At 69.8% G+C, this 15,080-nt stretch carries 17 protein-coding genes; 10 read left to right on the top strand and 7 right to left on the bottom strand.

Features of this window, described 5'->3' with window-relative positions; all coding sequences use genetic code 11:
• The first annotated feature begins 98 nt into the window (after window positions 1-98).
• A complete protein-coding gene (locus O1W71_RS00600; protein WP_269266116.1) occupies window positions 99-1,346 on the top strand; it encodes a DNA recombination protein RmuC in 1,248 nt (415 codons plus the stop codon).
• 39 nt (window positions 1,347-1,385) lie between these two features.
• Here O1W71_RS00600 and O1W71_RS00595 read toward each other — a convergent pair whose 3' ends face one another.
• Window positions 1,386-1,568 carry a UDP-N-acetylmuramyl pentapeptide phosphotransferase gene (locus O1W71_RS00595; protein ID WP_240309861.1) on the bottom strand — a complete coding sequence of 61 codons (183 nt, stop codon included), beginning with the start codon at window positions 1,566-1,568 and terminating at the stop codon, window positions 1,386-1,388.
• A gap of 131 nt (window positions 1,569-1,699) precedes the next feature.
• Window positions 1,700-2,689 (bottom strand): class II fructose-bisphosphatase, encoded by a 990-nt coding sequence (gene glpX, locus O1W71_RS00590; protein ID WP_114589611.1) that lies wholly within the window; start codon window positions 2,687-2,689, stop codon window positions 1,700-1,702.
• Between the two features lie 210 nt (window positions 2,690-2,899).
• Between glpX and fbaA the strand changes: the two genes are divergently transcribed.
• Window positions 2,900-3,928 carry a class II fructose-bisphosphate aldolase gene (gene fbaA, locus O1W71_RS00585; RefSeq protein ID WP_269266115.1) on the top strand — a complete coding sequence of 343 codons (1,029 nt, stop codon included), beginning with the start codon at window positions 2,900-2,902 and terminating at the stop codon, window positions 3,926-3,928.
• A gap of 71 nt (window positions 3,929-3,999) precedes the next feature.
• Here the strand turns inward: fbaA and O1W71_RS00580 are convergent, their stop codons facing one another.
• Together O1W71_RS00580 and O1W71_RS00575 are read right to left on the bottom strand one after the other, a co-directional pair.
• Window positions 4,000-4,581, bottom strand: coding sequence for a DUF6264 family protein (locus tag O1W71_RS00580; protein ID WP_269266114.1), 582 nt, complete (start codon window positions 4,579-4,581; stop codon window positions 4,000-4,002).
• The gene (locus O1W71_RS00575) at window positions 4,578-5,639 is read right to left on the bottom strand and encodes a 4-hydroxy-3-methylbut-2-enyl diphosphate reductase (protein ID WP_269266113.1); all 1,062 of its coding nucleotides are present in this window, start codon (window positions 5,637-5,639) and stop codon (window positions 4,578-4,580) included. Before O1W71_RS00575 ends, O1W71_RS00580 begins: the two co-directional genes overlap by 4 nt.
• Before the next feature lie 58 nt (window positions 5,640-5,697).
• Between O1W71_RS00575 and xseA the strand changes: the two genes are divergently transcribed.
• The 7 genes from xseA to O1W71_RS00540 are packed head-to-tail and all read left to right on the top strand — an operon-like array spanning window position 5,698 to window position 11,626.
• Window positions 5,698-7,008, top strand: a complete 1,311-nt coding sequence (gene xseA / locus O1W71_RS00570) for an exodeoxyribonuclease VII large subunit (protein WP_269266112.1) — start codon at window positions 5,698-5,700, stop codon at window positions 7,006-7,008.
• 10 nt (window positions 7,009-7,018) lie between these two features.
• Entirely contained in the window at window positions 7,019-7,252 is a 234-nt protein-coding gene (locus tag O1W71_RS00565) for an exodeoxyribonuclease VII small subunit (protein WP_023950420.1), read from the top strand.
• Window positions 7,252-7,893, top strand: a complete 642-nt coding sequence (locus tag O1W71_RS00560; RefSeq protein WP_269266111.1) for a DUF4245 family protein — start codon at window positions 7,252-7,254, stop codon at window positions 7,891-7,893. Before O1W71_RS00565 ends, O1W71_RS00560 begins: the two co-directional genes overlap by 1 nt.
• A complete protein-coding gene (locus O1W71_RS00555; RefSeq protein ID WP_269266110.1) occupies window positions 7,890-8,567 on the top strand; it encodes a carbonic anhydrase in 678 nt (225 codons plus the stop codon). The genes O1W71_RS00560 and O1W71_RS00555 overlap by 4 nt, the downstream gene beginning before the upstream one ends.
• A gap of 29 nt (window positions 8,568-8,596) precedes the next feature.
• Entirely contained in the window at window positions 8,597-9,991 is a 1,395-nt protein-coding gene (locus O1W71_RS00550; protein WP_269266109.1) for a class II fumarate hydratase, read from the top strand.
• A 10-nt stretch (window positions 9,992-10,001) separates the two neighbouring features.
• Window positions 10,002-10,976, top strand: a complete 975-nt coding sequence (locus O1W71_RS00545; protein ID WP_269266108.1) for a sensor histidine kinase — start codon at window positions 10,002-10,004, stop codon at window positions 10,974-10,976.
• Window positions 10,973-11,626, top strand: a complete 654-nt coding sequence (locus O1W71_RS00540) for a response regulator transcription factor (RefSeq protein ID WP_269266107.1) — start codon at window positions 10,973-10,975, stop codon at window positions 11,624-11,626. Before O1W71_RS00545 ends, O1W71_RS00540 begins: the two co-directional genes overlap by 4 nt.
• 39 nt (window positions 11,627-11,665) lie before the next feature.
• Here the strand turns inward: O1W71_RS00540 and O1W71_RS00535 are convergent, their stop codons facing one another.
• Window positions 11,666-13,021: a PhoH family protein gene (locus tag O1W71_RS00535; protein WP_378718814.1), complete on the bottom strand. Its 1,356-nt coding sequence runs from the start codon at window positions 13,019-13,021 to the stop codon at window positions 11,666-11,668.
• Between the two features lie 192 nt (window positions 13,022-13,213).
• The gene (locus O1W71_RS00530; RefSeq protein ID WP_112618024.1) at window positions 13,214-13,990 is read right to left on the bottom strand and encodes an isoprenyl transferase; all 777 of its coding nucleotides are present in this window, start codon (window positions 13,988-13,990) and stop codon (window positions 13,214-13,216) included.
• Window positions 13,991-14,086: 96 nt separating this feature from the next.
• Here O1W71_RS00530 and trhA point away from each other — a divergent pair, with 96 nt between their 5' ends.
• Window positions 14,087-14,779 (top strand): PAQR family membrane homeostasis protein TrhA, encoded by a 693-nt coding sequence (gene trhA / locus O1W71_RS00525; protein WP_269266751.1) that lies wholly within the window; start codon window positions 14,087-14,089, stop codon window positions 14,777-14,779.
• Window positions 14,780-14,813: 34 nt separating this feature from the next.
• Here the strand turns inward: trhA and O1W71_RS00520 are convergent, their stop codons facing one another.
• Window positions 14,814-15,059, bottom strand: coding sequence for a hypothetical protein (locus O1W71_RS00520; protein WP_269266106.1), 246 nt, complete (start codon window positions 15,057-15,059; stop codon window positions 14,814-14,816).
• Window positions 15,060-15,080 lie beyond the last annotated feature (21 nt).

Raw genomic sequence — 15,080 nt, 5'->3', positions numbered from 1 at the left:
CCGACATCCTCGCGCAACCGGCCGCCCCGGCGCGGAAAGTGCCGCTCCGGGGCGGCCCGCCTCCGGGCGATGTCGGAGGCACCCGGCATCCTGGACACATGGACGCCGCTCTCGTCTTCATCATCATCGTCGTCGCCGCGATCGCGGCCGCCGGCGGCTGGTTCGCGGGCACCGCTCGCGCCTCACGCGAGGGAGCAGCCGACCGAGTCCGTCTCGAGGCTCGCGCGGCCGTCGCGGAGGCCGAGCGCGACGCCCACGCCGAGCAACTGGAACGACAGCGCGAACTGCAGCGCGAGCTGGGAATCCAGGCGCGGCTCGACCAGGCCGCTCGCGACGAACGCGAACGCCGCGAGCAGGCGGTCTTGCGAGCGCTCGCCCCCGTCCAGGAGTCGCTGCAAGCGATGCAGGCCAAGGTCGAGCTCCTCGAACGCGAACGCAGCGAGCAGTTCGGTTCGGTCGCGGAACAGCTGCGACTCGGACGCGAGACCGACGAGGCGCTGCGTTCGACGACGGAGTCGCTCGCCGGCGCCCTGCGCTCGAGCGCGGCCCGCGGCGTCTGGGGCGAGACGCAGCTGCGACGCATCGTCGAGTCCGCCGGCCTCACCCGCTACGTCGACTTCGAGCTGCAGTCCAGCATCTCGTCCGACAGCGGCGCGGGGCGCCCCGACCTGATCGTCCGCCTTCCCGGCGACAAAGCGCTCGCGGTCGACGCCAAGGTGCCGCTCGACTCCTACCTCGAGGCGAGCGCTATCCCCGTGACGGCACAGGGCGAGGACGCTCGGCGCCGAAAGGCGCTGCTGACCGCCCACGTCAAAGCGGTGCGCGCCCACGTCGACGCGCTGGCGAAGAAGGCCTACTGGCAGGGCCTGAGCTCGAGTCCCGAGTTCGTCGTGTGCTTCATCCCGAGCGAGTCGCTTCTCGCCGCGGCGCTCGACGAAGACCCCGCGCTGCTCGACTACGCCTTCAGCCGGCGCGTCGCACTCGCATCACCGGTCAACCTGTGGGCGGTGCTGAAGACCGTGGCATACACCTGGACTCAGCAGGATGTCTCCGACGAAGCCCGGCGCCTGTTCGACCTCGGCAACGAGCTGTACCAGCGTCTCGGCGGGCTCGCCTCTCACGCCGGCGACCTGCGCCGTGCGATCGAGCGGACGGTCGAGTCCTACAACAAGTTCGTGGGCACGCTCGAGAGCAGGGTGCTCGTGACGGCGCGGAAGTTCCCGGGGATCGACGAGACACGGCTCGAGGCAACGAGCGCGCCGAGCCCGATCGAGACGTCGACGCGGATGACGACGGCTCCCGAGCTGCTCAGCGCGGACGTCGGCGAGCTTCGCGAACGGCTGTGACGCGGCGGCGGCGCCGGGGAAGGGAAGCGAGCTGTCCGGTCAGGCCGGGAACATGTTGACGAGGCCGACGACGGCGACGGAGACGGCGAGGAAGGCGCCGATCATCCACCAGGCACTCATCTGATGTCCCTCGGGGTGGCGCCGACGCAGCAGCACGTCCGGACGTCGAGCGGGGTCGATCGTCACCGCGACCTGGCCGGTCGGCGGGTTGTTTGCTGTCATCGACATGGTTCTCCCGGGTGCTGACATGAGGGTGGTCATCGCCGTTGATACCGCTGCCCATTGTGACAGAGCCTTGCTGAGAGCATCAGTGGTTGACACGCAGTCGTGTCGTGATAGTTACCCGCCCGAGTTCAGAGCCACTTGGATGTGAGGTGCTCCGAGGTGATCCGGCGCAGCGTCCCCGACGCGCCGCGCAGCACCACGCTCTCCGTATACACGTAGTCGCCTTCACGCCGAACGCCCCCGACGAGCTCGCCGTTGGTCACACCGGTCGCGACGAAGATCGTGTTCTTGCCGCGGACGAGATCGTCGGCCTCGTAGACGTGACCGTCGAGGCTGAGCCCGGCGTCGATGCCGCGCTGCTTCTCGTCGTCGTCGCGCGCCCACAACCGGCCCTGGATGTGACCGCCGAGGGCCTTGATGGCGCACGCGGTGACGATGCCCTCCGGACTGCCGCCGACGCCCACGCACATGTCCGTGCGCGCGTTGTGCCGCGCCGCGTTGATCCCACCCGCGACGTCGCCGTCGCTCATCAGCCGCGTGCCCGCGCCGGCATCCCGGATCTCCTGGATCAGCTGCGCGTGACGCGGACGGTTGAGGACCGAGACCACCAGTTCGTCGACAGGCTTGCCGAGAGCCTTCGCGAGCCGCCGGATGTTCTCGGCGATGGGCAGTCGGATGTCGACGACGCCGACACCCGCGGGGCCGGTGACGAGCTTGTCCATGTAGAACACCGACGAGGCGTCGAGCATCGCGCCCCGGTCGGCTACCGCGATGACCGAGAGCGCGTTGTTGCGACCCTCCGCGGTGAGGGTCGTGCCGTCGATCGGATCCACGGCGATGTCGGCCTGGGGTCCGCGACCGGTGCCGACCTTCTCGCCGTTGAAGAGCATGGGTGCGGCATCCTTCTCGCCCTCGCCGATGACGATGACGCCGTCGAAGTTCACCGTCGTGAGGAACGCGCGCATCGCGTCGACCGCAGCTCCGTCGGCGAGCTCCTTCTGCCCGCGGCCGATGAACGGCACCGAACGGATCGCCGCCGCCTCTGTCGCGCGCACGAGCTCGAGCGCGAGGTTTCGATCGGGATGCAGCGGACTCATGTCGGCGGTCAAACTCACCATGCGCCACAGCATAGGTGCGGGCAGGCGCGAGGATCCGCCGCTTTCGGCCGCGCCCCCACGAAGGAATCGGGATTCTTAACGAATCCGTACATCCAGCCGCGTCGCGAACACGTGACAACAAGCAGCGTCGTTTCTCCGGCCGCCCCGCGGACGGCGAGGGCGGCCTTCGATAAAGTGGGCTCGGTAACACCGCCGATTTGAGGAGCTCTCATGCCCATCGCCACCCCCGAACAGTACGCAGAGATGCTGGATCGCGCGAAGGCCGGTGGTTTCGCCTACCCCGCCATCAACGCCGCCAGCTCGCAGTCCATCAACGCCGTTCTCCAGGGCCTGACCGAGGCCGGCTCCGACGGCATCATCCAGGTCACGACCGGCGGCGCCGACTACTTCGCCGGACACACCGTCAAGGGCCGAGCGACCGGTGCGCTCGCCTTCGCGAAGTTCGCCCACGAGGTCGCCAAGAACTACCCCGTCACGGTCGCGCTCCACACCGACCACTGCCCGAAGCCCGCCCTCGACGACTTCCTGCTGCCGCTCATCTCGGCATCCGAGGAGGCCGTCGCCGACGGCGGTCAGCCGATCTTCCAGTCGCACATGTGGGACGGCTCGGCCGTGCCGCTCGCCGAGAACATCGAGATCGCCAAGGAGCTGCTGCCCCGCATCAAGGCGATCCGCGCGATCCTCGAGGTCGAGATCGGCGTCGTCGGCGGCGAAGAGGACGGCGTGCAGCACGAGGGCTCGAACGACGCCCTCTACACCACGACCGGTGACGTCTCCCAGGTCGTCGAGGCTCTCGGGCTCGGTGACCAGGGCCGCTGGATCGCCGCTCTCACCTTCGGCAACGTCCACGGCGTCTACAAGCCGGGCAACGTCAAGCTCAAGCCCGAGCTGCTCGGCGAGATCCAGGCCGGCATCGCGTCGAAGTTCGGCACCGGCGAGAAGCCCCTCGACCTCGTCTTCCACGGCGGCAGCGGCTCGACCGACGAGGAGATCGCCCTCGCCGTCGCGAACGGTGTCGTGAAGATGAACATCGACACCGACACGCAGTACGCATTCACGCGTTCGGTCGCCGGTTTCATGTTCCAGAACTACGACGGCGTCCTGAAGGTCGACGGCGAGGTCGGCAACAAGAAGGCCTACGACCCGCGCGCCTGGGGCAAGAAGGCCGAGTCGGCGATGGCCGCTCGCGTCGTCGAGGCGACGAAGCAGCTCGGCTCGTTCGGCCAGTCCCAGAGCTGACCGGCGACCACACGAAACGGCGCCTCGCGAACTCGTTCGCGGGGCGCCGTTCTGTCGTTCTGGGGTGCGCGTCAGCGTCCGGCCGAGAACCCGTCGAGCACAGCCGGGTCGGACAGCAGCGGCACCGCCAGCAGCAGGCTCACGATGATGACTGTCACGATCGCGCCGACGAGCGGGATCCACCACGACAGCCGCCGCAGCGACAGCGACCACCACGACAGCACCGCGGTCAGCAGCCACCCCGCACCGTAGACGACGGCGGCGGCGATGCCCCACGCCCGTCCGCCCGCCGGGTCCGCGAGCGTCCCGTCGATACCAGCCATGTCCATCCACGTCTGCGCGAAGCCCGTGAAGTCGACCAGCTGCGGGATGGCTCCGAGCACCGTCACCAGGCCGTACGCGAGCAGCGCGACCGTGATGATCCGGTCGGCGAGCCGCGTGGGGCGCGCAGCCGACGTGGTCGGGCGCGGCGAGGGAAGCTGCTGTCGTGCGGACTCGTGGGGACGGGGCGCCGCTGAGGCGGCCGGCACGTGCGCCGTCTCGACCACATCGGGGTGCGGTGCTTCCCCGCCCAGGGCCGCGATGCGGGCGCGTTGCTCCTCGGGGGTGGCGTACTCGCCGTACTGCGGGCGCGGACGTTCCTGCTCGCTCATGACCGCCCCCGTCCGCCTCGTGCGCGGGCGTCCTGCTTCCCGGCGGCATCCGTCCGCAGCTCCTTCGGCAGGGAGAACATGAGGTCTTCCTCGGCCGTTCGGATCTCGTCGACGTCGGCGTAACCGGCATCCGCGAGACTGGCGAGCACCTGCTGCACGAGCACCTCGGGTACCGAAGCGCCGCTCGTGATCCCGACCGTCCGGACGCCGTCGAGCCACTCCTGCCGGATCTCATCGGCATAGTCGACGCGGTACGCGGCGCGAGCGCCGTACTCGAGCGCGACCTCGACGAGCCTCACACTGTTGGACGAGTTCGCCGACCCCACGACGATCACCAGGTCGGTTTCGGCGGCGATCTTCTTGATGGCGACCTGGCGGTTCTGGGTCGCGTAGCAGATGTCGTCCGAGGGCGGATCCTGCAGTTCGGGGAACCGCACGCGCAGCCGCCGAACGGTCTCCATCGTCTCGTCGACGGAGAGCGTGGTCTGCGAGAGCCAGACGACCCGCGACGGGTCGCGCACCTCGACGGTGTCTGCGTGTTCGGGCGACGTCACGATCGTGATGTGCTCGGGCGCCTCGCCGGCGGTCCCCTCGACCTCCTCGTGCCCCTCGTGGCCGATGAGCAGGATCTCGCGGTCGTCGCGCGCGAACCTCACGGCCTCACGGTGCACCTTGGTCACGAGCGGGCAGGTCGCGTCGATCGCCTGCAGCCCCCGATCGGACGCCGCCGAGACCACCGCGGGAGACACCCCGTGCGCGCTGAAGACGACGTGCGCGCCCTCGGGCACCGCGTCGACCTCGTCGACGAAGACGGCGCCGCGCTCCTCGAGCTCGCGCACGACGTGGATGTTGTGCACGATCTGCTTGCGCACGTAGACGGGCGCGCCGAAGCGTTCCAGCGCCTTCTCGACCGCGACGACGGCGCGGTCGACTCCGGCGCAGTATCCTCGCGGAGCTGCCAGGAGCACCCGCTTGGCGGCGCCCACAGGGATATCCTGGAGACGGCCGTGACGCCCCGGCACGCGGGGAACGGGCAGCCGGACGGCGGGAGTGCTCACTCCTCGATTCTACGAGGCGCATCCTGCCAGCCGCTCGGAACCGGCCGTGAGGAGCCCCATGCCGTCGTTCGAGACCGCGCCCGATCAGACGCCGCCGCCGGATGCCGTTCATCCTCGCGACTCCTCACCGCAGACGCCGACCTCGATCTCGCGGCTCAACGAGACCATCCGCGACTTCGTGCAGCGGTGGAACGCCGTGTGGGTCGAGGGCGAGATCACCTCCTGGAACCTCCGCGGCGGTCATGTCTTCGGCCGCCTGAAGGACGCCGAAGCGGATGCCGCGCTCTCGTTCCGCCTCTGGTCGAGCACCCTGCAGCGCCTCGGCTCGAGCCCGCAGGTCGGCGACCGCGTCGTCGCGTGCGTCAAGAGCGACTACTTCGTGAAGTCTGGCGACTTCTCCTTCACGGTGTCGGCCATGCGACCGACAGGTCTCGGCGATCAGCTCGTCCAGCTCGAGCGTCTACGCGCGAAGCTGCGGGCGGAAGGTCTGTTCGATCCGTCCCGCAAGCGGAGCCTGCCGTTCCTCCCCCACATGATCGGCCTGATCACGGGTGAGCGCAGCGACGCGGAACGCGACGTGCACCGCAACGCCGAGCTGCGCTGGCCGCACGTCGCCTTCCGCACGGTGCACGCGGCGGTGCAGGGCGATCGGTGCGTTCCCGAGACGATCGCGGCTCTGCGCGCCCTCGACGCCGACCCGGAGGTCGATGTGATCGTCATCGCGCGCGGCGGCGGCGACCCGCAGACGCTCCTCGGTTTCAGCGACGAGAGGCTGCTGCGGGCCGTGGCCGCGGCGACGACGCCGGTGGTGTCGGCGATCGGCCACGAGAACGACCATCCGCTCCTCGACGACGTCGCCGACCTCCGCGCGTCGACGCCGACGGATGCCGCCAAGCGGGTCGTGCCCGACGTCGTGGAGCAGCGCGCGCTCGTCGAGCAGCTGCGCAGCCGCGCCCGTACGCGCCTCACGCAGCGCGTCTCGCACGATCTCGCGCAGCTCGAGCAACTGCGATCGCGGCCGGTGCTGCGCAATCCGGAGTCGCTCATGACGACCCGCGCGCACGAGCTGCACGTCCTCACGGCGCGCGGTCGAGACGTCGTGACGCGCCGAATGGATGCCGCGGGCCACGACATCTCCCGGCTCCGCGCTACTCTCCGGGCGCTGTCGCCGGGCGCCACACTCGACCGTGGCTACGCCATCGCTCATCTCGATGCGGGAGTCATCATCCGAGACGCCGCGCAGGCCCCGGCGGGCTCGCACGTCACCGTCACCGTCGGCCGCGGCGCGTTCGCGGCGCGCTCCGAAGGCGTCGTCGACGACGGGGCCGCGCCCGCTGAGGCGGCGGGCGCACCGGCGGACCCGTCCTAGAATGGCTGACATGACTCCGCCGGCCGAAGGGCTCTCCGCCGACGTCGAGACCCTCAGCTTCGAACAGGCGCGCGACGAGCTCGTGCGCGTCGTGGCCGAGCTCGAACAAGGTGCGCCGACTCTCGAGCAGTCGCTCGCCCTGTGGACGCGCGGCGAGCAGCTCGCCGCACGATGCGAGGAATGGCTGCTCGGCGCCAAGCGCCGGCTCGACGAAGCGCGCGCCACGCGCGCGGACGACGCGTGATGGCCAAGGGGCCCCGCGTCGTCGCGGAGCTCGGCCGCCCCGAGACGCCCGACGAGACCGCCGCCCGCAAGGCGGCGTCGTCGCAGGTCTACCGCTCGAGCCAGAACGTGCGGAACCTGCTCGCCGCCCTCATCGTCACGGTGGCCGTCGTCGCGGTCATCGTGTTCGCCGTGCCGCGCGGCTCGGTCCCCGAACAGCCCGGCATCGACGTCGCCGCGGTCGCGACGGACGTCGGCTCGGGCATCGGTCGCCAGCTCGTGGCTCCCGAGGTGCCCGAAGCGTGGCGCGTGAACAAGGCGGAGCTCGCCGGTGACGACGTCCAGACCTGGGAGATCGTCTACGCGCCCGCCAGCGGATACGTCAACGTGCAGCAGGCGTTCGACGCCGACGCCGGCTGGGCGTCGCGGCAGATCAGCGGCTCGCGCACGACGTCGACCGAGACCATCGACGGCGTGTCGTGGGAGGTCTTCGAGATCCCCGACCCTGCGCGCGCCGGGAACATCTCGTATGCCCTGACGACCCAGGCGGGAACCGACACCATCCTCGTCTACGGCGGCGGGGCCATCGACGCCGAGACCGTGCGCACCGCTGCGCGCGGCCTCGCGACCCAGATCGTCGAACTGCAGGAGGAGACACCATGACGTCGACCGCGGCCGCTCCGGCATCCCCCACGCCCCAGGAAGCCTGGGACGAGATGCGCGCGGGAAACATCCGATTCGTCGAAGGCACTCCGCGCCACCCCCGGCAGGACGTCGAGCGCCGCCACGAGATCGCCGGCTCGCAGACTCCGCGCGCCGCGCTCTTCGGCTGCTCCGACTCGCGCCTCGCGGCCGAGATCATCTTCGACGAGGGCCTCGGCGACCTCTTCGTGATCCGCAACGCCGGTCAGGTCATCTCCGACTCGGTCGTCGGCAGCCTCGAGTACGCCGTCGCCGTGTTGAACGTGCCGCTGATCGTCGTCCTCGCGCACGACGCCTGCGGCGCCGTGCGTGCCGCGATCGACAGCACGGGCATCGACGCTCCCCCGCTGCCGCCGCTCATCTGGCGTCAGATCTCCCCCATCGTGCCCGCCGTGCGCCGCGTCCTGCGGGCAGGAGCCGACGCCGGCGTCACCGCCGAGAACGTGGACGCCGAGGTCGTGGGCCGGGAGCACCTGCGCGACACGGTCGGTCAGCTGCTCCACGCGTCCGAGCTCATCAGCACCGCCGTCGCCGAGGGCCGACTGGCCATCATCGGAGCGAACTACCGCCTCGGCGAAGGCGCCGCTGAGGCTTCCATCATCCTCGGCGACGTCCACGACGACGCCGCATCCTGACGACATCCCACCGAGAGAGGAACAACGACGTGACCGACATCGAGTACCGCATCGAGCACGACACCATGGGAGAGGTCCGCGTCCCGAAGGACGCCCTCTACGCCGCGCAGACCCAGCGCGCGGTCGAGAACTTCCCGATCTCGGGCTCGGGGCTCGAGTCGAGCCAGATCGCCGCACTCGCGCGGATCAAGAAGGCCGCCGCGCTCGCCAACAAGGAGCTCGGCACGCTCGACCCCGCCATCGCCGATGCGATCGCCGGAGCAGCCGATGAGGTCGTCACCGGGCGCTACGACGCGCACTTCCCCGTCGACACGTACCAGACCGGTTCCGGCACGTCGTCGAACATGAACATGAACGAGGTGCTGGCCACCCTCGCGACCCGCGCGCTCGGCAGCACGGTGCACCCGAACGACCACGTCAACGCGTCGCAGTCGTCGAACGACGTCTTCCCGACGTCGGTGCACATCGCCGTGACCCAGGCGCTCATCGACGACCTCATCCCCTCCCTCGACCACCTGGCGGTCGCTCTCGAGACGAAGGCCGAGGAGTGGAAGGACGTCGTGAAGTCCGGTCGTACGCACCTCATGGATGCCACGCCCGTGACCCTCGGTCAGGAGTTCGGCGGCTACGCACGCCAGATGCGCCTCGGCATCGAGCGCGTCCAGGCCGTGCTGCCCCGCGTCGGCGAGGTCCCCCTCGGCGGCACCGCCGTCGGGACGGGCATCAACACGCCCCTCGGGTTCCCGCAGAAGGTCATCGAGCTGCTCGCGGCCGAGACCGAGCTTCCGATCACCGAGGCGAAGGACCACTTCGAGGCGCAGGCCAACCGAGACGGCCTCGTCGAGGCATCCGGCGCCCTGCGCACGATCGCGGTATCGCTGACGAAGATCAACAACGACATCCGCTGGATGGGCTCGGGCCCGAACACCGGTCTCGGTGAGCTCCACATCCCCGACCTCCAGCCCGGCTCGTCCATCATGCCCGGCAAGGTCAACCCGGTCGTTCCCGAAGCCGTGCTGATGGTGTCGGCCCGGGTCATCGGCAACGACGCGACGGTGGCGTGGGCCGGGGCATCCGGCTCGTTCGAGCTGAACGTCGCCATCCCGGTGATGGGCACGGCGCTGCTCGAGTCGATCCGCCTGCTCTCGAACGCCGTGCGCGTGCTCGCCGACAAGACGGTGGCCGGTCTGCAGGCCAACGTCGAACGCGCCGCCGCGTTCGCAGGCATGTCGCCGTCGATCGTCACCCCGCTGAACAAGCTCATCGGGTACGAGGCCGCGGCGAAGATCGCCAAGCACTCCGTCGCCAAGGGCATCACGGTCCGCGAGGCCGTGATCGACCTGGGATACGTCGAGCGGGGCGAGCTGACCGAGGCGCAGCTCGACGAGAAGCTCGACCTGCTCTCGATGACGCACCCTGGTTGATAATCGGAGGGTGAACCCGTCGCGGTCGGAAGCCCGGCGCGCACGCATCCTGGGGATCGTCCTCGCGATCGTGTGCGCCGGCTTCGTCGTCGCCGCGATCGGCTCGCTGCTGGTGTTCCTGCTGCTCGGAGTCGAGCTCCCCTGGGCGGCTGTTCTGGTCTTCGCCGTGGCCGGCGCCGGCACTCTCGTGACGGTATGGCTCGTCGGCTGGCCGCTCCTGGCCACCCCGCCGCGCGAGGCGGCGGCTCAGGACGCCTTCGACGCGGCGGTCGAGGCCCAACGACGTCTGCTCGACGACGTGCGTCACGAGCTCAAGACACCGATCGCCATCGTGAGGGGGCACCTCGAACTCGTCGATGCCGATGACCCGGCGGATGTCGACGCCGTCCGCGAGATCTCGATCGGCGAACTCGACCGCATGACCCGCCTCATCGGTGACATCGATCTCTTGGCCTCGGTCGAGGGCGAGCGGTTCGCCCTCGACGAGGTCGACATCGAGAGCCTGACCCAGCGCGTGGTCGACCTCGTCACCGTCATCCCCGGGCACGATTGGGCCGTCGAATCGACGCAGCGCGGGATCATCCACGGCGACGCCGACCGCCTGCTCCAGGCATGGCTGCAGCTGGCCGACAACGCCGCCAAGCACACCCCGGTGGGAACCGCGATCGAGCTCGGCAGCGGCATCTACGCGAGCGCCTTCCACCTCTGGGTGCGCGACCACGGCCCCGGCATCCCGCCCGCGGCGCGGCATCGCATCTTCCGCAGATTCGATCGCGGCGGTCGCCGGCGGTCGGTCGGCGGCTCGGGTCTCGGCCTCGCCATCGTCGATGCGATCGCGAAGGGCCACGGCGGTTCCTGCACGGTCACGGAGACCGCGGGCGGCGGCGCTACCTTCACCATCACGATCCCGCTCAGCTCGGCCCGGCGCCTCCCCGCGCCGGTGCGGGCCGACGAGGTCGTCCTCCAGCGCAAGGAGATCGGATGACCCGCATCCTGCTCGTCGACGACGAGCCCCACATCATCGGCCTCCTGGAGCGTGCGGTACGTACCGCCGACATGGAGCCGCTCGTCGCCGAGGACGGTGAGACGGCGCTCGACCTGCTCGAGGGCGAGGAGATCGACCTCGTCATCCTCGACGTCGGGCTTCCGGGAATCGACGGGTTCGAGGTGCTGCGCCGCCTCCGCGCGTCCGGATCGGCCGTGCCCGTCATCATGCTCACCGCTCGGAGCGGAACGAACGACACCGTCGAAGGGTTGGATGCGGGGGCGAGCGACTACGTGTCCAAGCCGTTCGTCGTGGCCGAACTCCTCGCCCGGGTACGCTCGCGGCTGCGCGAGAGCGCGGGCCCGACGACCGTGATCACCCGCGACGGCGTCAGCCTCGACATGCTGACCCGACGCGCGACCGTCGACGGTCGCGACATCGACCTCTCCGCACGGGAGTTCGCGCTCGCTGAGCAGTTCCTCCGCCATGCCGGCGAGGTGCTCAGCCGCGAGACACTGCTGAGCCGCGTCTGGGAGCTCGACTTCGACCCGGGGTCGAACGTCGTCGACGTTTACGTGCGCTACCTGCGGGGCAAGGTCGGCGCCTCGCGCATCGTCACGGTACGCGGCGAAGGGTACCGCTGGGATTGAGGTCGGCCCCGGTATTTCCGAGGCCGACCTCATCCGGGATCAGCTGAGTTCGCCCGCCTCGAGCAGATCCGTCACGAGCGCCGCGATCGCCGACCGCTCCGAGCGCGTGAGCGTCACGTGGCCGAATAGGTCGTGGCCCTTGAGCGTCTCGATCACGGAGGCGATGCCGTCGTGCCGGCCGACCCGCAGGTTGTCGCGCTGGCCGACGTCGTGGGTGAGGACGACGCGGGAGTTCTGACCGATGCGGCTGAGGACCGTCAGCAGCACGTTGCGCTCGAGCGACTGGGCCTCGTCGACGATGACGAAGGCATCGTGCAACGAGCGACCGCGGATGTGCGTCAGCGGCAGCACCTCGAGCAGCCCGCGCGCGATGATCTCCTCGACCACGTTGCCCGAGACGACCGAGCCCAGAGTGTCGAAGATGGCCTGACCCCAGGGGTTCATCTTCTCCTGGGCGTCGCCGGGAAGGTACCCGAGCTCCTGACCGCCGACGGCGAAGAGCGGGCGGAACACGATGATCTTGCGCTGCTGCTGCCGTTCGAGCACCGACTCGAGGGCAGCGCACAGCGCGAGCGCAGACTTTCCCGTGCCCGCGCGACCGCCGAGCGAGACGATGCCGACATCCGGGTCGAGCAGGAGGTCGATCGCGATCCGCTGCTCCGCCGAGCGTCCGTGCAGTCCGAACACGTCACGATCGCCGCGCACGAGGCGGAACGAGCCCGGCCCCGTCACGCGCCCGAGGGCAGACCCCCGCTCGGAGTGGATGACCAGCCCGGTGTTGACCGGGACGCCGCGCACCTCGTCACTCGTGGCGACCTCGCTCTCGTAGAGATCGCTCATCTCGTCGCCGGAGAGGTCGATGTTCGCGATGCCGGTCCATCCGGAGTCCACGGCCTGCTCGGCGAGGTACTCCTCCGCGCTGATGCCCAGCGAAGCCGCCTTGACCCGCATCGGCAGGTCTTTCGAGACGACCGTGACCGGCTGCCCCTCCTGAGCGAGGTGCATCGCGACGGCGAGGATGCGCGTGTCGTTGTCACCCAGCCGCATCCCGGCAGGGAGCACCGAGGGGTCGGTGTTCGTCAGCTCGACCCGCAGGGTGCCGCCCTCGCCGACGGGAACGGGGAAGTCGAGCCGGCCGTGCTCGACTCGCAGGTCGTCGAGGTGGCGCAGCGCCTGGCGGGCGAAATAGCCGATCTCGGGATCGTGCCGCTTGCCCTCGAGCTCGGTGACGACCACGACGGGGACGACGACCGAATGCTCGGCGAAGCGGAACAATGCTCGCGGATCACTCAGCAGGACCGACGTGTCCAGCACGTAGGTGCGCAGCTCCTGGTCGAGCTCGTCACCTCCGCCGTGGATGACGCGACGCTGCTGCTCTGTTGCTCGTGCGGCCACAACCCACTCCCCGCCTCGGGTGTCTCACCCGATTCACACGAGTCGACCAGGGGTCACGAGTCGTGAGAAGGCCGACTCGAACGGGCGCCGTGCCCGTTGCGATGACAGTACGGCGGGCGACCGGCAGCCCGCCAGCGCGACACGCCCCTGAAGGTTTCGCGAACGTGAACTCTGCGTGCCGGCCTCCGCGCGTCAGCCGCCGAAGCGGCGGTCGCGCGTCGCGAAGTCGCGAATCGCGCGCAGGAAGTCCACTTCACGCAGGTCGGGTCCGAGCGCCTCGACGAAGTAGAACTCGCTGTGCGCCGACTGCCAGAGCAGGAAGTCGCTGAGGCGCTGCTCGCCGGAGGTGCGGATGACGAGATCGGGGTCGGCCTGGCCACCGGTGTAGAGGTGCTCGCCGATCTGCTCGGGCGTCAGACTCTCCGCGAGCTCCTCCATCGATCCGCCGCGCTCGTGGTGGCTCGTGATGATGCTCCGCACCGCATCCACGATCTCGCCCCGCCCGCCGTAACCCACGGCGAGGTTGACGTGCAGACCGGTGTTCTCGCGCGTGCGGTCCTCCGCCTTGGCGAGCACGCGGGCGAGATCCTCGGGCAGCTGGCCCGCGCGGCCCACGTGCTGCACGCGCCACCCCGGCTCGCTCGAGAGCGTCTCGGCCAGCTCGGCGATGATCTCGAGCAGGTCGGCGAGTTCGCGCGAGTCGCGCTTGGCGAGGTTGTCGTGCGAGAGCAGATAGAGCGAGACGACGCGGATGCCGAGCTCGTCGCACCAGCGCAGGAACTCGTGCATCTTCGCGGCTCCGGCGCGGTGGCCCTCGGCGGGCGTGGGGTAACCCGCCTGGCGCGCCCACCGACGGTTGCCGTCGATCATCATCGCGACGTGATGCGGAACGGTCTCCGGCGTCAGGTGCCGGCGCAGCCGGGACGCATACAGGCGATAGAGGGGTCCTCGTCCGCGGTTCGCAGCCACTCCCCTACGTTACTCCTCGCCCTCATGTGAACGCCGGCATATGCCAGAGCGTACGCTCGTGTTGTGACCCGACCCGCACCCGATGAGGGCGTCGAGATGCCCCAGCTTCCCCTACTGGACGCCGCTGCCGTCAGCGCTCAGGTCGAGCTGCGCCCGTCGTGGCGGGGCTGGATCCACGCGGCGACCTTCCCCGTCGCGATCGCCGCAGGCATCGTTCTGATCGTGCTCGCACAGGGCGCGCCTGCCAAGTGGGCGAGCGCCGTGTTCATGACCACCTCGCTGCTGCTGTTCGGCAACTCCGCGCTCTACCACCGGTTCGACTGGAAGCCGCGCACCAAGGCGATCCTCAAGCGGATCGACCACGCGAACATCCTTCTCCTGATCGCCGGAACGTACACGCCGCTGGCGGTGCTGGCCCTTCCCACCGAGCAGACGGTGCTGCTGCTGTCGCTGGTGTGGGGCGGAGCGATCGCGGGCATCTTCTTCCGCGTGTTCTGGATACACGCACCGCGCTGGCTCTATGTCGCGCTCTATCTCGCGCTGGGCTGGGCCGCGGTGATGTACATCGTTCCGCTGTTCCAGGCCAACGCCGCCATGATGATCCTGGTGATCATCGGCGGCCTGCTCTACAGCAGCGGCGCGGTGGTCTACGCGCTGAAGAAGCCGAACCCGTGGCCGGGCCACTTCGGCTTCCACGAGATCTTCCACGTCTGCACGGTCCTGGCATTCCTCTGCCACTGGACGGCGTGCCTCCTCATCGCGCTCGAGCCCGCGTATCACGCGGGCTGAGGTCGCGGAGGGACGAGGCCGACGGCCCCGTAGGTCAGCGCGTATCGGCGTCCCGTTCGCCGCGAGCTGCGGCATCCTCTTCGTCGAGCTGCTCGCGCACCTCGGCACGGTATCGGCCCCGACGTACCCGTCGCAGCATGTCGAGCAGGAGGAGCACGACGGCGATCGTCAGGACCACGATCGCTCCGAAGCCCCACGGGCCGGGCGTGACCGACGTGGGGTCGACCGTGATCTCGGGGAGCGGTGTCGCCGCCGACGTGAGCCACAGGAGGGAGTTCATGGTTCCTCGATCTGCGCGAGA

Source organism: Microbacterium sp. H37-C3 (genome assembly GCF_027157935.1).
In the GTDB taxonomy this organism is placed as follows: domain Bacteria; phylum Actinomycetota; class Actinomycetes; order Actinomycetales; family Microbacteriaceae; genus Microbacterium; species Microbacterium plantarum.
Note: the sequence above shows the minus strand (reverse complement) of the source record. Positions and strands in the feature narration are given on the sequence as shown.